At 70.7% G+C, this 15,858-nt stretch carries 15 protein-coding genes; 10 read left to right on the top strand and 5 right to left on the bottom strand.

Features of this window, described 5'->3' with window-relative positions:
* The first annotated feature begins 123 nt into the window (after positions 1 to 123).
* Positions 124 to 888, top strand: coding sequence for an SDR family NAD(P)-dependent oxidoreductase (locus ACFWR9_RS16700; RefSeq protein WP_383842022.1), 765 nt, complete (start codon positions 124 to 126; stop codon positions 886 to 888).
* On the top strand, positions 885 to 1,799 hold the full coding sequence (locus tag ACFWR9_RS16695) for an alpha/beta hydrolase (protein WP_383842020.1): 915 nt from the start codon (positions 885 to 887) through the stop codon (positions 1,797 to 1,799). Before ACFWR9_RS16700 ends, ACFWR9_RS16695 begins: the two co-directional genes overlap by 4 nt.
* Before the next feature lie 74 nt (positions 1,800 to 1,873).
* Here ACFWR9_RS16695 and ACFWR9_RS16690 read toward each other — a convergent pair whose 3' ends face one another.
* From ACFWR9_RS16690 to ACFWR9_RS16680, 3 genes are all read right to left on the bottom strand, one after another.
* Positions 1,874 to 3,493 carry a flavin-containing monooxygenase gene (locus ACFWR9_RS16690; RefSeq protein ID WP_383842017.1) on the bottom strand — a complete coding sequence of 540 codons (1,620 nt, stop codon included), beginning with the start codon at positions 3,491 to 3,493 and terminating at the stop codon, positions 1,874 to 1,876.
* 83 nt (positions 3,494 to 3,576) lie between these two features.
* Positions 3,577 to 5,121 carry a FadD3 family acyl-CoA ligase gene (locus ACFWR9_RS16685; protein WP_383842014.1) on the bottom strand — a complete coding sequence of 515 codons (1,545 nt, stop codon included), beginning with the start codon at positions 5,119 to 5,121 and terminating at the stop codon, positions 3,577 to 3,579.
* 150 nt (positions 5,122 to 5,271) lie between these two features.
* The gene (locus ACFWR9_RS16680; RefSeq protein WP_383842011.1) at positions 5,272 to 6,216 is read right to left on the bottom strand and encodes an IclR family transcriptional regulator; all 945 of its coding nucleotides are present in this window, start codon (positions 6,214 to 6,216) and stop codon (positions 5,272 to 5,274) included.
* Positions 6,217 to 6,519: 303 nt separating this feature from the next.
* Here ACFWR9_RS16680 and hsaA point away from each other — a divergent pair, with 303 nt between their 5' ends.
* The 4 genes from hsaA (at position 6,520) to ACFWR9_RS16660 (ending at position 9,788) form a co-directional block, all read left to right on the top strand.
* Positions 6,520 to 7,707, top strand: a complete 1,188-nt coding sequence (gene hsaA / locus ACFWR9_RS16675; protein ID WP_383842008.1) for a 3-hydroxy-9,10-secoandrosta-1,3,5(10)-triene-9,17-dione monooxygenase oxygenase subunit — start codon at positions 6,520 to 6,522, stop codon at positions 7,705 to 7,707.
* A complete protein-coding gene (hsaD, locus tag ACFWR9_RS16670; protein WP_383842005.1) occupies positions 7,704 to 8,564 on the top strand; it encodes a 4,5:9,10-diseco-3-hydroxy-5,9,17-trioxoandrosta-1(10),2-diene-4-oate hydrolase in 861 nt (286 codons plus the stop codon). The genes hsaA and hsaD overlap by 4 nt, the downstream gene beginning before the upstream one ends.
* A 24-nt stretch (positions 8,565 to 8,588) precedes the next feature.
* Positions 8,589 to 9,110 carry a flavin reductase family protein gene (locus ACFWR9_RS16665; RefSeq protein ID WP_383842003.1) on the top strand — a complete coding sequence of 174 codons (522 nt, stop codon included), beginning with the start codon at positions 8,589 to 8,591 and terminating at the stop codon, positions 9,108 to 9,110.
* A 69-nt stretch (positions 9,111 to 9,179) separates the two neighbouring features.
* The gene (locus tag ACFWR9_RS16660; protein WP_383842000.1) at positions 9,180 to 9,788 is read left to right on the top strand and encodes a PadR family transcriptional regulator; all 609 of its coding nucleotides are present in this window, start codon (positions 9,180 to 9,182) and stop codon (positions 9,786 to 9,788) included.
* On the opposite strand, the gene ACFWR9_RS16655 is transcribed toward ACFWR9_RS16660, so the two are convergent.
* Together ACFWR9_RS16655 and ACFWR9_RS16650 are read right to left on the bottom strand one after the other, a co-directional pair.
* Positions 9,716 to 10,225: an acyl-CoA dehydrogenase family protein gene (locus tag ACFWR9_RS16655; protein WP_383841997.1), complete on the bottom strand. Its 510-nt coding sequence runs from the start codon at positions 10,223 to 10,225 to the stop codon at positions 9,716 to 9,718. The two genes, ACFWR9_RS16660 and ACFWR9_RS16655, sit on opposite strands and share 73 nt — an antisense overlap.
* 392 nt (positions 10,226 to 10,617) lie before the next feature.
* On the bottom strand, positions 10,618 to 11,553 hold the full coding sequence (locus tag ACFWR9_RS16650; protein WP_383841994.1) for a tyrosine-protein phosphatase: 936 nt from the start codon (positions 11,551 to 11,553) through the stop codon (positions 10,618 to 10,620).
* A 353-nt stretch (positions 11,554 to 11,906) separates the two neighbouring features.
* Between ACFWR9_RS16650 and ACFWR9_RS16645 the strand changes: the two genes are divergently transcribed.
* Genes ACFWR9_RS16645 through ACFWR9_RS16630 form a run of 4 tightly spaced genes read left to right on the top strand, consistent with a single transcriptional unit; the run spans position 11,907 to position 15,857 of the window.
* Positions 11,907 to 12,689, top strand: coding sequence for a 2-keto-4-pentenoate hydratase (locus ACFWR9_RS16645; protein ID WP_383841991.1), 783 nt, complete (start codon positions 11,907 to 11,909; stop codon positions 12,687 to 12,689).
* Between the two features lie 7 nt (positions 12,690 to 12,696).
* Complete coding sequence (locus tag ACFWR9_RS16640; RefSeq protein WP_383842173.1) at positions 12,697 to 13,608, top strand: acetaldehyde dehydrogenase (acetylating); 912 nt, start codon at positions 12,697 to 12,699, stop codon at positions 13,606 to 13,608.
* A gap of 13 nt (positions 13,609 to 13,621) precedes the next feature.
* Entirely contained in the window at positions 13,622 to 14,653 is a 1,032-nt protein-coding gene (gene dmpG, locus ACFWR9_RS16635; protein ID WP_383841988.1) for a 4-hydroxy-2-oxovalerate aldolase, read from the top strand.
* A gap of 52 nt (positions 14,654 to 14,705) precedes the next feature.
* Positions 14,706 to 15,857, top strand: a complete 1,152-nt coding sequence (locus ACFWR9_RS16630; RefSeq protein ID WP_383841985.1) for a Rieske 2Fe-2S domain-containing protein — start codon at positions 14,706 to 14,708, stop codon at positions 15,855 to 15,857.
* The last annotated feature ends 1 nt before the right edge of the window (position 15,858 follow it).

Genomic DNA, 15,858 nt, shown 5'->3' with positions numbered 1-15,858 from the left:
CCTTCCCACTCACCGGGAAGGGGCACTGCCGCCGAAGGGACTGGTGCGGGCAGGCTCGACGGGCACCCCGTGTCGGCGCGACACGAGGCTCCTTTCGAGCATCCGCAACCAGGAGAACCGCTGATGTCCGTCGATCTGACAGGAAAGGTCGCGCTCGTTACCGGCGCGGCACGCGGCATGGGCGAGGCCGAGGCCCGCCTGCTCGCCGCCCTCGGGGCGAAGGTCGTCCTCACCGACGTACTGGAGACGGAGGGCGAGACGGCGGCCGCGTCCCTCGGCTCCGCCGCCTGTTTCGTACGACACGACGTGACCGACGAGAAGGCATGGCAGTCTGCGGTGGCCGCTGCCGTCGACGGCTTCGGCCGGCTCGACGTACTGGTCAACAACGCCGCGCTCTATTCCACCGCGCCCATCGTCGAGGAGGATCCGGCCCGGCTGGAGGCGATCCTGAGGGTCGACCTGATCGGGCCGTTCCTCGGCATACGCGCCGTCGCCGGGGCCATGCAGGCGAACGGCGGCGGCTCCATCGTCAACATCTCTTCGCAGGCCGGCCTGCAGGGTATGTGGGGACACGGAGCGTACGGGGCCGCCAAGTGGGGGCTGCGCGGCCTCACCAAGACGGCCGCGCTGGAGCTCGGCGCGGACGGCATCCGGGTCAACTCCGTGCACCCGGGGGCCATCGCGACGGGAATGACCGCTCACCTGGGGACCAAGGAGCACCCGGGCGCGCCGCTGGGACGGATGGGGGAGCCCGAGGAGGTCGCCCGTCTGGTCGCCTTCCTCGCCTCCGACGACTCGTCGTACCTGTCCGGTGCCGAGCTCGCCGTGGACGGAGGGGCGTCGGCCGGACGGATGCCCGTCTTCCCACAGAGAGGTGCGGACGCGTGAGCGGGCCCAGCCACGAGGTCCAGGCGGTCATCGACCTGGCCACCGCCAACTTCCCTCCGCTGGGGACGGAGATGACGGACATCGCCGAGGTGCGCGCCTTCTTCGCCGCCCGCCCCCGGCGCGCCGTCCCCCCGCTGCCCGTCGCCCGGGTCCGGGACGAGGACGCGGACGGCGTCCCCGTACGCGTCTACGACCAGGCAATCCACGAGGACGCCCCGGTGGTTCTGTACTGCCATGGCGGCGGCTTCGTGCTGTGCGACCTCGAGAGCCATGACGGTTTCTGCCGGGCGATGGCCGACGCCACGGGTGCGGTTGTCGTATCCGTGGACTACCGCCGCGCCCCCGAGCACCCCTTCCCCGCCGCCCCCGAAGACGCGTACACGGCCCTGTTGTGGACCGCGAAGACGTTCCCGGGCCGCCGGATCGCCGTCGCCGGGGACAGCGCGGGCGCCAATCTCGCCACCGTCCTCACCCTGACCGCACGCGACCGGCGCGGCCCCTGCATCGCCTGCCAGGCGCTCTACTACCCGATGCTCGAACCCAGCCGCTCCCGGCCCTCCCACCGGGAGAACGGCCAGGGGTACTTCCTCACCTCCGACCACCTGCGCTGGTACTGGGACAGCTACCTGCCGGACCGCGCCGACCGGGCCGACCCGTATGCCGCTCCGCCGGCCCGCGCCGACCTGTCCGGACTCCCGCCGGCCTACGTCGTCACCGCCGGCCTCGACCCCCTGCGGGACGAGGGCCTGGCGTACGCCGCGGCCCTCGCCGCGGCCGGAGTCCCCGTGGAGGCCCACCACTACGCCGGGATGTTCCACGGCTTCCTGTCGATGGCCGCCGCCCTGCCCGAGGCGGCCGCCGCTTGCGAGACCGCGTTCACCGCTCTCCGCAGGGCACTCGGCGTGGACTGAACCACGCCGACGAAGGGTGCGTATGTGTGAGCCCCGTCCTCCGGACAGGACGGGGCTCACAGCCGTGTGACGCGTCAGCCGGGGATCAGGTCGAACCCCTTGTACCCGGACTCCGCGACATCCGTGATGATCTCGCCGTACACACCGAACCCACCGACGAACGGCATGAACACCCGTGGCCTGCCCGGGATGTTGGCACCCAGGTACCAGGAGTTCGCCGACATCATCAGGGTGGCCGCCGCGCGGTCGGCGCACTCGGTGACCCATGCGTCCACGGCCTGCCCGGTCGCCTCGATGGCCACGTACCCGTGCTCGTCGAGGTGGCGCAGGCAGTCGGCCAGCCACTCGCCGTGCTGCTCGCCCGCCAGGACCACATTGGCCAGGACGGACGGGCTGCCGGGGCCGGTGAGGTTGAAGAAGTTCGGGAAGCCGTTCACGCCGAGGCCGAGATAGGTGCGCGGGCCGGCGCTCCAGGCGTCCTTGAGGAGGCGCCCGCCCCGGCCGCGCACCTCGATGCGGTCGACCGCGCCGGTCATCGCGTCGAAGCCGGTCGCGAAGACGATCGCGTCCAGCGCGACGTGCTCGCCGTCCGCCAGCACGATCCCGCGCTCGTCGATCCGCTCGATCGCGTTCCCGCGCAGATCGAGCAGGCGTACGTTGTCGCGGTTGTACGTTTCGTAGTAGGCCGAGTCGGTCACGATGCGCTTGGTGCCGATCGGGTGGTCGGTGGGGACGAGGAGGTCTGCGACGGCCGGGTCGTCGATCCGGGCGCGGACCTTCTCCTCCCAGAACTCGCGTGCCGCGTCGTTGGCCGCCCGGTCGGTGAGCTGGTCGGGAAACGTCTTGGAGTACAGGACGCCGCCCAGCTCCCAGCGCCTCTCGAAGGCGGCCCGCCGCTCCTCCTCGCTCACCTCCAGCGTCCTCGCCGGGTGCGCCGTGTGCGGCGAGCCGCCGCCGCTGAGCCGCGACAGACGGCGCCTCTCGGCGTACCCGGCCTTCTGTTCCCGACGGGTCTCCTCGTCCAACGGCTTGTTGCCGGCCGGGATGCTGTAGTTGGCGCTGCGCTGAAAGACGGTCAGGTGCGCGGCCTGCCGGGCGATCAGCGGGATGGACTGGATGCCGGAGGAGCCGGTGCCGATCACGCCGACCCGCAGGCCGGTGAAGTCCACGCCGTCGTGCGGCCATTCGCCGGTGTGGTACGTCGCACCGGCGAACCCCTCGATGCCCGGTGTCCCGGGGCGGTGGGTGCTGGAGAGGCAGCCGACCGCGAACACGCAGAACCGGGCCGACAGCACCTCGCCGCCGTCCGTGCGCACCGTCCAGCGCAGCGTCTCCTCGTCCAGTTCGGCCGAGGTCACCGAGGTGGAGAAGGTGTAGCTGCGGCGGATGTCGGAGCGGTCGGCGACATGGCGCAGATAGCGCATGATCTCCGGCTGGGTGGCGTACTTCTCGCTCCAGTCCCATTCCTGCTGGAGGCTCTCGTCGAAGGAGTACGAGTAGTCCACGGACTCCACGTCGCAGCGGGCACCCGGGTAGCGGTTCCAGTACCAGACGCCGCCCACGTCGTCCCCGCGCTCGAAGCCGCGCACGGTGTAGCCGAGGCCGCGCAGCCTGTGCACGGCGTACAGGCCGGTGACGCCCGCGCCGACGACCACGACGTCGACGTACTCGGGGGTGTTGCTGGTGTCGCTCATTTTCCGACTCCTGACAGGTGCCCGAAGGAAGTGAGAGGTGTTCGTTCGGCCCGCGACGGGCCCCGTCCGCGACGGGGATGTCCTCACGCCGTCGTGTGCTGGGACAGCCGTCGCAGGGCGCCCTTGTCGACCTTGCCCGCCGCGTTGTGCGGGAGTCCCGTCACGGAGTGGAAGGCGCGTGGGGCCTTGAAGTTGGCGAGGCGCTCACGCGTGTACGCGGTCAGTTCCGCCGCGTCGATCCGGGCCCCGGCCACCGGTACGCAGTACGCGACGCCGACCTCGCCGAGCCGTCCGTCCGGTGCGCCCACGACCGCCGCGTCCGAGACGGCCGGGTGGCCGCGCAGCACCTGTTCCACCTCGGCCGGGTACACGTTGAACCCGCCCACCACGAACATGTCCTTCAGGCGGTCCGTGATCCGCAGGAACCCGCGGTCGTCCAGCACGCCGACGTCCCCGGTGTGCAGCCAGCCGTCCGCGTCGACGGCCTCGGCGGTGGCCTCGGGGTCGTCCAGGTAGCCGTGCATCACGTGGTATCCGCGGGTGAGGATCTCGCCGGGTTCTCCGGGCGGTGCGTCGACGCGCAGCTCGGTGCCCTCCAGGGCGGTTCCGGAGGTGTGGGCCAGGGTCTGCGTGGACTCGTGCGGTTCGCAGATCGTGACCACGCCCGTCGACTCGGTCAGTCCGTACGCGGTGTTGATGTTCCGCGCGCCGATGCACGTCCGTATCTGTTCGATGAGTTCGGTGGGGATGTTCGCCGCGCCCGTGACGGCCATCCGCATCGAGGTGAGGTCGTAGGCCTCGCGCTCGGGGTGGTGGATGAGCGAGGTGAAGACCGTGGGGGCGCCGGTCAGGACGGAGATCCGCTCGTCCCGCATCCGGCCGAGGACGGTCTCCGCGTCGAAGACCTGCTCCGGGACGATCGTGGCGCCGTACAGCAGGCAGGCGATGATGCCGGCCTTGTAGCCGAAGGTGTGGAAGAACGGGTTCACCAGGAGGTAGCGGTCGCCGTGCTGGAGGGTGACCGCGCGGGCCCAGGCGTCGTAGACGCGCAGGTTCTGCCCGTGGGTGGTGGGGACGCCTTTGGGGCGGCCGGTGGTGCCGGAGGTGAAAAGGATGTCGGCCGTGTCGGTGGGGCGGACGGCGGTGGTGCGGGCCAGTCGCTCTTTCTCGGTCACCCGGTCCGCACCCGACAGGAAGCGGGGCCACTCCGGACAGTGGAGGGCCACCGTCCGCTCCAGGAGCGGGAGTTCCGCCCCCGAGTCCGCGAGCAGCGCCCGGTAGTCCGTGCCCAGGAAGTCGTGCTCGGTGAACAGGAGACGGGTGCGGGAGCGGTGCAGGATGTCGGCGGCCTCGGCCGCCTTGTAACGGGTGTTCAACGGCACCAGTACCGCGCCCGCCGCCACCGCTCCCAGCGCGGCCACCACCCAGCGAGCGCTGTTGGGCGCCCACACGGCGACCGAGTCGCCGGGGCGCACTCCCTGCGCCATCACCGCCCGAGCCGTCCGGGCGACCCGGTGGCGAAGCTGTGCGAACGTCCAGCGGTCCCCGCCGAAGACGAGGGCCTCCTCGTCCCCGTACCTGTCCGCCGCCCAGTCCGCGAGCCGGGCGATCGTCTGCGCGCCGCTCATGATTCGTCACGTCCTCCCTGCCGCCCCCGCCCTCCGGGCGCGGGCATGGAACTACGGCCGGTTGGAGACTGGCAGGCAGGGGAGGTGCGGCGCAGCGAGCAGTTCCCGGTCAGCGGGATTCCGTCCCCCCGCTCCACCAGGGACCCGCGGTTACATCCAGCTGTCCGGCCGCGCCAAGTCCATGATGGTGTCCATCGGTACCGGAACCGCCGCCGGCGGCGCCTCCACCGGCGGTGCGAACCGGGCCGCTCGCCCCGGGCCGTACAGCTCGGTCCAGATCGACCGGGCGCACGACTGGAGCAGCGGAGCCAGCCGCTCCAGGGTGCGGTGGCCGCCCATCGACGACACGGAGACAGCGGCGATCGCCCGCCCCGCGCCCCGCAGCGGAACCGCGGCGCACATCAGGCCCGGGTAGGTTCCTTCCAGGTCGTACGCGATGCCCCGGTCGCGTACGGACATCAGTTCCGTGCGGAAGAGGCTCGGGTGCGTCACCGTGCGGTGCGTCCTCGGGTGGAGGCCGGCCTCCACCACCCGCTCCACGCCGGCCGGGTCGCCGAAGCCGAGCACGGCCTTGCCCGCGGCGGTGCAGTGGGCGGGGAGGCGGGCGCCGACGCGGGTGGGCACGACATGGGCGTCGAGGGAACCGATGCGCTCCAGACAGACCACCTCGATGTCGTCCAGCACGTACAGCTGCACCAGCTTGCCGGTCGCCTCGTGGAGTGCGTCCAGCTTGGGCAGGGCCGCGCGGAGCAGTCGGTTGTGGTGTGCGGCGAGCCCGCCGTGCTCCAGGATGCGCATGCCCATGCGGTAGTCCCGGCCCTCGCGCTCCAGCCAGCGCAGCTGTACCAGCTGATCGAGGATGCGGTGGGCGGAGGAGCGGGGAAGACCGGAGCGGCGGATCACCTCGGTGAGGGAGAGCCAGGGGGCCGTGCCGTCGAAGGCGGCGAGCACCTTCTCGGCCTTCCTCAGGAGCGACAGGGGAGCGACCTCCGGTGCGGGTGCCGGGGATGCCGAGACGGGTGCCGGGACTGCCGGCCCGCTGTCTTTCCGAGGGGTGAGCCCGGCCCGGCCGTCCGCCGCTGCCTCGTCAAGCACAGCAAACCCCCTGGTTCCATGGGATACGTCCGTGATGTCGCGCATGTCTTCGCTACTGAACCGACCATGCCACGCCACCCGCGCGAGAGGGAAGGAGTCGGCAGAAGGTATTTCGGACCGAAACACCAAGCCCGTTCGTGACCGCCCGCCGTCCTGCTCCGGCCCGCTTCCCGCTCAGCGGGAACACCCCCTTCTTCACTCGCCCGCCCGCGTCCTACGTTCCTGCCAACCCGCCGACCGGCCCCGTAGCGTGCCCCCTCCGGCGGAGCACACCGCCCCGTCACAGCTCCCCGGGAGGGACACATGAGCGAAGGCTCCGGCACCGCGGTTCTCGCCGCGGTCCGCGCCCTGACCCCGGCGCTCCGCGCACGCGCGGTCGAGGCCGAGGCCCTGCGCAAGGTTCCTGAGGTCAGTGTCAAGGAACTCGCCGCCACCGGCTTCTTCCGGCTGCTCCAGCCGAAGCGGTTCGGTGGCTTCGCCGCCGACCCCACCGTCTTCTACGACGCCGTCCGCGAGATCGCCCAGGCCTGCGGCTCCACCGGCTGGGTCGCCTCCGTCGTCGGCGTCCACCCCTGGCACGTCGCCCTGTACGACCGGAAGGCGCAGGCCGAGGTGTGGGGCGAGCACGGTGAGCGGGCCGACACCCGCATCTGCTCCTCGTACGCGCCCACCGGCAGGATCACCGCCGCCGACGGCGGTTTCCGAGTCTCCGGCCGCTGGCACTTCTCCTCCGGCTGCGACCACTGCGCGTGGGCGCTGCTCGGGGGCGTGGTCACGGATGCCGAGGGCAAGCCCGTCGACCTGCGTACCTTCCTGATCCCGCGTTCCGAGTACGGCATCGACGACGTGTGGGACACCACCGGGCTGCGAGGCACCGGCTCCAACGACATCGTCGTGGACGACGTGTTCGTCCCCGAGCACCGCGCACTCAGCTTCGGGCCGGTCACCGCCCTCGACGTACCCGGCCACGCCGTCAACCCCGAGCCCGTCTACCGGCTCCCGTACGCCTCCCTCTTCACCACCGCGATCTCCACCCCGATCACCGGCATCGCCCAGGGTGCCTACGACGCCCATGTGACCGCCACTCGCGAACGCTTCCGCGTCTCCTACGGTCAGAAAGTGGCCGAGGACCCGTTCGCACAGGTTCGCATCGCCCGTGCCGGCGGCGACATCGACGCCGCCTGGCTGCTGCTCCGCCGCAACATCGCCGACCTGTACGCCCTCGCCGAGCGCGGTACGGAGCTGCCCATGGAGCTGCGCTCACGAACCCGTCGCGACCAGGTGCTCGCCACCGAGCGCTGCACAGCGGCCGTGGACCTGCTGATGGAGAACGCGGGCGGCAACGCCATGCGCACCGGCCCCCACCCGGTCCAGCGCGCCTGGCGCGACGTACACACCGGCCGCGGCCACGCCGCCAACGACCCGGAGCGTGCCCTGGCCCTGGCCGGCCAGATCGCCCTCGGCCTGGAGACGAAGGACACGATGCTGTGACGTACGACCACGACTCCACGTCCCGCACCGTCAAAGCGGGCGGTCTCACCCTCCATTACCACGCGGCGGGCCCCGAGGACGCGCCCGTGGTGATCATGCTGCACGGCGGTGGTCCCGGCGCCTCCGCCTGGTCCAACTACGGCCGGAACCTAACCCCCTTCGCGGAGGCCGGCCTGCGCACCCTCCTCGTCGACCAGCCCTGCTTCGGCAGGTCCGACAAGCCCGAGCCGGACACCGACTACTTCACGTACAGCGCGAACGCCGTCGCCGCGCTCATGGACGAACTCGGCATCGAACAGGCCGGATTCATCGGCAACTCCCTCGGCGGCGGCACGGCGACCAGGCTGGCGCTGGACCACCCGGCCAAGGCGAGCAGACTGCTGCTCATGGGCCCCGGCGGGATCTCCTTCAACCTCTTCGCAGCCGACCCGACCGAGGGCATCAAGCACCTCTTCGCGTTCAACTCCTCCCCGGAGCCCACCCGCGAGCAGATGCGCACCTTCCTCACCACTCTCGCGTACGACCCCTCCATCGTCACCGACGACTTCCTGGAGGAGCGGTACGCACAGGCCACCGACCCCGCGGCCCGGCTCGGCGCGGCCCGCATGGGCGCCGCGTTCGCCAACCCCGCCTGGGCGGACCGCGTCATGCTGTGGCGCGAAGCCCACCGCCTCACCCAGCCGGTGCTGCTCACCTGGGGCCGCGAGGACCGGGTGAACCCGGTCGACGGCGCGTTCCTCGCCCTGAAGGCGATCCCGGACGCCCGGCTGCACATCTTTCCGCACTGCGGCCACTGGGCCCAGTCCGAGAAGTTCGACGAGTTCAACCGGCTCGCCATCGACTTCTTCACCCACTGAAGGGCCAAGCGAATGGAACGGCTGATGCCGCGATCTTCCGGGGAGCGATACCAGGACACCCGCGAACGCATCGACGCGGACCACTTCCGCAATGTCCTGGGACAGTTCCCCTCCGGCGTCACGGTGGTCGCCTCGGCCGGCGAGGACGGCAGACCGGTGGGCCTCGCCTGCCAGTCGTTCGCCTCCCTCTCCCTCGACCCGCCGCTCGTCCTGATCTGCATCGGGCGTGCGTCGTCCAGCTGGCCCCAGGTCGAGGCCGCCGGCCGGTTCGGCATCTCCATCCTCGCGGACGACCAGAGAGACGTCTGCGCGGCTCTCGGCCGCAGGGGCGGCGACAAGTTCGCCGAAGTGGAGTGGTCCCTGTCCCGGAACGGCGCCGTCCACATCGACGGGGCCCTCGCCCACATCGACTGCGCCGTCCAGAGCGTCGTCGAGGCCGGCGACCACTACGTCGTCATCGCCCGTGTCCTGGAGCTCACCGCCCGCGAGGACGGCACCCCGCTTCTCTACTTCCGCAGCGACTTCGCGACGGGAATCCTCCGCTGACGACCGGCACGGCCGACCCGGTGAGGTACAAGGGGCTGCCCGTACTCGTCGCGCCATAGACTGCGCTGCGTGACGGAGAACAGGTCGAGCAACAGCGCACCGGCCGGGGACTCGGTGCCACCGGCACTTCCCGCGACCAGTTGGGCGGTGCTCGGACTGCTCTCCTTCGGTGAGGAGCTGTCGGGGTACGACCTGAAGAAGTGGTCGGACCGGTCGCTGCGCTTCTTCTACTGGAGCCCGTCCTTCAGCCAGATCTACGGTGAGCTCAAGCGGTTGGAGAAGGCGGACTACGTGACGTCGCGCATGGTCGCCCAGGAGACGGGCAACCGCGACAAGCGCGTCTACCGGATCACCGGCGACGGGATGGCAGCCGTCCGCACCTGGGTGAGGGAGGCCCCGGTGGAGCCGCCGGTGCTCAAGCACGGTGTCATGCTGAGGCTCTGGCTCGGCCATCTGGCGGAGCCGGAGCCGCTGCGTGAGGTGCTCGGACGGCACCGGGAGCATGCCGAGACGATGCGACAGCGGGCCGAGGCCGACGCCGAGCGCACCCGTGGCGAGGAGGGGTGGGCATATCCGCGGCTCACCCTCAAGTGGGCGGAGCGCTACTACGCCGCGGAGCGCGACCTGGCCGAGGCGATGCTGGCCGACGTCGAGGAGTTGGAGCGGAAGCGTTCGTAGAGCCCGGCCCGTTTCCTCACTCCGCTCCCGCCGGTCCGGCGCCGGTGATGTACGTGGCGGTGCCGCGAGCAGGACGGCGGCCGATTCCGCGATCTCCGTGCCGCCACGTCGTCGACCGACCGCACCGACTCCACCAGCACGTAAGCGTCCGCCGGCCGGTGCCTGACCGCCTGGAAGGAGCCGACCGGGCGACCGGACCGGATGCGCTCCATGGCGTGGCCGACCGTGAGCTCCGGGCAGCGCTCGGCCGCGCCGACCTGCTCGGCGGCGAGCGCCGTGCAGGCCAGGTCCAGTACGTGGCGCAGGATACGACCGCCGTCGCCCTCCGCGCCGATGGCCCGGCCCTCGGCCCCGTCGAGCACGATGCGCGCCTGCACCCGGGCCTGATCCATGGTGACCGCTGCGGCACGGCGCACACCCGCGGCGTCGACGGGCACCTGGAAGAGCAGACACCGGCCCCCGTTCGGCCTGTCACGAGCAGCGCATCGGCCTCGGCTCCGTGCAGCACGTACTCCTTGGACCCGGTGAGCCGCCAGGTGCCGTCATCCGGGCCGGGGCGCGGCGGCCCGGACGGCCGCCGGGTACCACGAGCCGTGTTCGGTCCAGGTCAGGGCCGGCCTCGGCGCGCATGTGCTCACGGCGCTGATGGAGCGCTCGGGCGCCGACCCGGCGGCCGCTACGGCCTGCAGACGATGTGCGAGGGCGGCCGCCAAGCCAACGTCACCGTCGTCGAGTGCCTTTGGCGCTCCCGTGGCCACAAGTGGCCGCGCAAGGCCGATGTCCCGCCGGGATGCGACCGCTCCGGCGGGACACGTCCGGCGGGGACCGGTCACCGCACCAGCCGCGCGCGGAGCTTCGCCAGGGTCGGCTTGTCGAGGCCGAGGCCTTCGGTGAGATAGCCGTGGAAGCTGCCGTAGTCGTCCTCGGCCTGGTCGAGGGCCGCGGCGAGGTAGCTCCGCCGGACTTCCTGCAGGGGGAGGAGCAGCTCGGGATTCTCCATGTAACCGGCCTGCTTCAGCCCCTCGCGGGTCCTGCGGTCGGCCTCCGCGCGGATGTCGTTGGAGAGCAGGTAGTCCTGCTCGGCGGTGTCGGACGGGACACCGACGGCACGCAGGAGGAGATAGCTCATCCAGCCGGTGCGGTCCTTGCCCGAGGTGCAGTGGTACAGCAGGGGGGACCGCTTGTGGTACGCGATGTCCCGCAGGGTCTCGGCGAACTGACGGCGGCTCTCCGGGGTGGTGACGAAGCTGCGGTAGATGTCCCGCATCAGCCGCTCCGCCTTGCCGCCGCCGAGCATCTCCTGCTGCCTCACCGGGTCCTTGGAACCGATGGCCGCCATGATCCTGCCGTACAACCCCAGGTCGTTCACGGACCGGGAGGTCACGGTGAGGCCTTCCGGAAGGCGGTCGGCACCGTCCCGTTCCACCTCCGGCGGGACGCGGAAGTCCACCACGGTGCGCAGGCCCAGCTCGGACAGGGTCGCGACGTCCGCGTCGGTCAGCTTGTTGAGAGCATCGGCCCGGAACACGCGGCCGTGGCGAACATGACGACCCCGGTCGGTGCGGTAGCCGCCGAGATCGCGGACGTTGACCGCACCCTGGAGCGCGATGTGTCGGACGGACGAGGTGGTGGCCGGGCCGGCGCCGTACGGGACGACGGCGGCGGCCTGCGCCGGGGTGTCGGCCACGGCGCCGTACGGGAGACCAACGAGGGAGACGACGGAGACCAGCACGGCGGTCGCACGCCGGATACGGGTTGCACGCATCAGATCTGCTCCATGGGGGAGAAGGGGGTCCTGCCCGGGCGGATTGGGGAGGGGCGGAAGCGGGCCGGGGAGCGGCAGTCAGTCCGCGAGCGTCGGCCAAACGTTTGTTAGGCGGAAGATAGCAGCGGTCCGCTCGCCGCGGGAGGTGTCGACTGGCAGCGATCACGGACCCGCCGACCCGCCGTCAAAGGCGCAGTCTCCTTCAACGGCCCCGGGAGCCGCGGACCCCGGCTCTCGGTGCCGTTCGCGTCGTCGCGACGCACCTTTCCCGGTCAGCGGGAATTGGCGCTCACCGCTTGGAGAGCACCGTGCGTAGCCTCCCGGGACAGTCCAACGCACCGCAGAGGACCCCCATGCTCACGGACCCCCAGAGGCAGCACGCGGCGGAGATCCTGCGCTCCGCCGAGCACCGCCGTACGCCGGTCGCCCCGCTGACCGAGGCATTCCCGGAGATCGACACCGTGGATGCGTACGAGATCCAGCTCATCAACATCCGGCGTCGCGTCGACACCGGGGCCGAGGTGTACGGTCACAAAGTCGGCCTGTCGTCCTCCGTCATGCAGCGGATGATGGGCGTGAACGAACCGGACTACGGCCACCTGCTCGATGACATGGAGCTGAGCCCGGACCGCCCCGTTCCCGTCGCCCACTACTGCTACCCGCGCATCGAGGTCGAGGTCGGCTTCGTCCTCGGAGACGACCTGCCGGGCGAGAACTGCACCCCTGCGGACGTGCTCGCCGCCACCGAACGCGTTGTGCCCGCCCTGGAGTTGATCGACAGCAGAATCCGCGACTGGCGGATCACCATCGCCGACACCATCGCGGACAACGCCTCCTCCGCCGGCTACGTCATCGGCGAGGGCCGCGCCCCCCGCGAGCTGGATCTCAAGGCGATCGACGCGCGGCTCACAGGCGGCGGTGAGCTGCTGGCCGAAGGCCGCAGCGACGCTGTGCTCGGCGACCCGGCCGTCTCCGTCGCCTGGCTCGCCCGCACAGTGGCCCGCTTCGGCGTGCCTCTGCGGAAGGGGCATGTGGTGCTGCCCGGCTCGTGCACCCGGGCCGTCGACGTGACGGCCGGCCAGACCTTCACCGCCGAGTTCACCGGGCTGGGCCCGGTCTCCCTCTCGTTCATCTGAGGTGATGATGACCACCAAGACCAAGGCGAGTGCCGCGATCGTCGGATCCGGCAACATCGGCACCGATCTGCTCTACAAGCTGCTCCGTTCCGAGCTCGTCGAACCGCGCTGGATGATCGGTGTCGACCCAGGCAGCGAGGGCCTGGCCCGCGCCCGCGACGCCGGCCTGAAGGCAAGCCATGAGGGCGTCGACCGGCTCCTCGCCCAGGACGAGCTCCCCGACATCGTCTTCGAGGCCACGTCCGCCTACGTCCACCGGGCCAACGCCCCGCGTTACGCGGAGCTCGGCATCCGCTCCGTAGACCTCACCCCGGCGGCCGTCGGTCCCGCCGTCGTCCCGCCCGCCAATCTGCACGAGCACCTGGACAAGCCGAACGTCAACATGATCACCTGCGGCGGTCAGGCCACCATCCCCATGGTGTACGCGGTCTCCCGGGTGGTCCCCGTGGCGTACGCGGAGATCGTCGCCTCGGTGGCCTCCGTCTCCGCCGGACCCGGAACCCGGGCCAACATCGACGAGTTCACCCGCGCCACCTCCCGCGGCATCGAGACCATCGGGGGCGCCGAGCGCGGCAAGGCCGTCATCATCCTCAACCCCGCCGAGCCACCCGTCATCATGCGCGACACCGTCTTCTGCGCGATCCCCGAAGACGCCGACCGGGCCGCGATCACCCAGTCCGTCAAGGAGATCGCCGAGCAGGTCGCCACCTACGTGCCCGGCTACCGGCTGCGTACCGAGCCGCAGTTCGACGCTCCGCGCCCCGAGAACGACGGTATGGCCCGTGTCGCGATCTTCCTGGAGGTGGAGGGCGCGGGCGACTACCTGCCGCCGTACGCCGGAAACCTCGACATCATGACCGCCGCCGCCACCAAGGTCGGCGAGGAGTTCGCCAAGGCGCTCCTCACGCCGGGCGCGTAAGGAGCACCCTCCCATGCCCTACTCCGCATACTCGGACACTCTCGACATCCGCATCACCGACTCCTCGCTGCGCGACGGTTCACACGCCAAGCGGCACCAGTTCACGGGCGAGGACGTCCGGTCCGTCGTCGCGGCCCTCGACGACGCCGGCGTTCCGGTCATCGAGGTGACGCACGGCGACGGGCTCGGCGGCTCGTCCTTCACCTACGGCTTCTCCAGGACCCCCGAGCAGCAGCTGATCAAGATCGCGGTGGACACCGCGCGGCAGGCGAGGATCGCCTTCCTGATGCTCCCCGGACTCGGCGTCAAGGACGACATCCGGGCCGCCCACGGCAACGGCGCGAGCATCTGCCGCATCGCCACCCACTGCACCGAGGCCGACATCGCGATCCAGCACTTCGGGCTCGCCCGCGAGATGGGCCTGGAGACCGTCGGCTTCCTTATGATGGCCCACTCCACCACCCCGGAGAACCTGGCGCGTCAGGCCCGGATCATGGCCGACGCGGGCTGCCAGTGCGTGTACGTCGTCGACTCGGCCGGCGCCATGGTCATGGACGACGTCACCTCGCGGGTAGCGGCCCTGGTGGCCGAGCTCGGCGATGACGCCCAGGTCGGTTTCCACGGACACGAGAACCTGGCCCTCGGCACCGGGAACTCCATCGCGGCCGTCGAGGCCGGCGCCCTGCAGATCGACGGATCCACCCGCCGCCTCGGCGCGGGCGCGGGCAACACCGCCGTCGAGGCGCTGGTCGCGGTCTGCGCCAAGATGGGCATCCGCACCGGCATCGACGTTCTCAAGATCATCGACGCGGCGGAGGACGCCGTCCGCCCGGTGATGGACGACGAGTGCCGACTCGACCGGCTCGCCCTGCTGATGGGCCACGCCGGGGTCTACTCCAGTTTCCTCAAGCACGCCTACCGACAGGCCGAGCGCTACGGCGTCTCGGGCGCCGAGATCCTCCTGCGCGCGGGCGAGCGACGCCTCGTCGGCGGCCAGGAGGACCAGCTCATCGACATCGCCGTGGAACTGGCCGCACAGAACTGAGCCAGGGGACCAGCGCCGGGCGCCATCACCACAAGGACGTGGAGGATCACGCATGACAGCAACCAACCAAGAAGTCCGGGTCATCGAAGCAGCGGGACTGCCCACCCGGTTCGCCCGCGGATGGCACTGTCTCGGCCTGGCCGAGTCCTTCAAGGACGGAAAGCCGCACGAAATCGAGGCCTTCGGTACCAAGCTCGTCGTCTTCCAGGGCCAGGACGACGGCAAGCTGCACGTCCTGAACGCCTACTGTCCCCACATGGGCGGAAACCTCGCCCACGGCACCGTCAAGGGCGACTCCGTCGCCTGTCCGTTCCACGACTGGCGCTGGTCGGGCAATGGCCGCTGTGCCGGCATCCCGTACGCCCGCAGGGTCCCGCCGCGCGCCCGCACCCGCGCGTGGAGCACGCTGGAACGCAACAAGCAGCTCTTCGTCTGGAACGATCCCGAGGGCAACCCCGCGCCGCCCGAGGTCACCGTCCCAGAGATCGCGGGCGTCCATGGCCCGGAGGCGGACCAGTGGAGCGACTGGACCTGGAAGGCGGCACGGGTGGAGGGCTCGAACTGCCGCGAGATCGTGGACAACGTCGTGGACATGGCGCACTTCTTCTACGTCCACTACGCGTTCCCGACGTACTTCAAGAACGTCTTCGACGGGCACGTCGCCACCCAGTACATGGAGAGCGCCCCGCGGGGTGACATGGATCTGGGGAACCTCAGTTCTCCGCTGCGTTCCGACGCCTCGTACTACGGTCCCTCCTACATGGTCGACCACATGTGGACCGAGGTGGCTCCCGGCATCGAGATGGAGATCGTGCTGATCAACAGTCACTACCCGATCACCGCCGACAGCTTCATGCTCCAGTACGGGGCGATCGTCAAGAAGCTGCCCGGCATGACCGACGAGGAGGCGGCCGAGGCCACTCGGAGCCTGATCCGGGGAGTGGAGACCGGTTTTGAGCAGGACATCGAGATCTGGCGCAACAAGACCCGGATCGACAACCCGCTGCTGACCGAGGAGGACGGACCGGTCTACCAGCTGCGCCGCTGGTACGAGCAGTTCTACCTGGACGTCGCCGACGTCAAGGACGAGATGACTCGACGGTTCGAGTTCGAGATCGACACCGAGCGGGCCAACAAGACCTGGCGCGCGGAGGTCGAGGAGAACCTGGCCCGCCGCACCGCTCGGACAGAGACCGGAGTCTGAC

Origin of the sequence: Streptomyces sp. NPDC058534 (genome assembly GCF_042717365.1) — a bacterium.
In the GTDB taxonomy this organism is placed as follows: Bacteria; Actinomycetota; Actinomycetes; order Streptomycetales; family Streptomycetaceae; genus Streptomyces.
This window is presented reverse-complemented; position numbering and strand designations above follow the sequence as displayed.

What these genes read in the sequence shown, in the direction of transcription:
- ACFWR9_RS16700 (WP_383842022.1), top strand. Translation starts at nt 124, where the DNA reads ATGTCCGTCGATCTGACAGGAAAGGTCGCGCTCGTTACCGGCGCGGCA.
- ACFWR9_RS16690 (WP_383842017.1), bottom strand. Translation starts at nt 3,493, where the DNA reads ATGAGCGACACCAGCAACACCCCCGAGTACGTCGACGTCGTGGTCGTC.
- ACFWR9_RS16685 (WP_383842014.1), bottom strand. Translation starts at nt 5,121, where the DNA reads ATGAGCGGCGCGCAGACGATCGCCCGGCTCGCGGACTGGGCGGCGGAC.
- hsaA (WP_383842008.1), top strand. Translation starts at nt 6,520, where the DNA reads ATGAGCGAAGGCTCCGGCACCGCGGTTCTCGCCGCGGTCCGCGCCCTG.
- ACFWR9_RS16665 (WP_383842003.1), top strand. Translation starts at nt 8,589, where the DNA reads ATGCCGCGATCTTCCGGGGAGCGATACCAGGACACCCGCGAACGCATC.
- ACFWR9_RS16650 (WP_383841994.1), bottom strand. Translation starts at nt 11,553, where the DNA reads ATGCGTGCAACCCGTATCCGGCGTGCGACCGCCGTGCTGGTCTCCGTC.
- ACFWR9_RS16645 (WP_383841991.1), top strand. Translation starts at nt 11,907, where the DNA reads ATGCTCACGGACCCCCAGAGGCAGCACGCGGCGGAGATCCTGCGCTCC.
- ACFWR9_RS16640 (WP_383842173.1), top strand. Translation starts at nt 12,697, where the DNA reads ATGACCACCAAGACCAAGGCGAGTGCCGCGATCGTCGGATCCGGCAAC.
- dmpG (WP_383841988.1), top strand. Translation starts at nt 13,622, where the DNA reads ATGCCCTACTCCGCATACTCGGACACTCTCGACATCCGCATCACCGAC.
- ACFWR9_RS16630 (WP_383841985.1), top strand. Translation starts at nt 14,706, where the DNA reads ATGACAGCAACCAACCAAGAAGTCCGGGTCATCGAAGCAGCGGGACTG.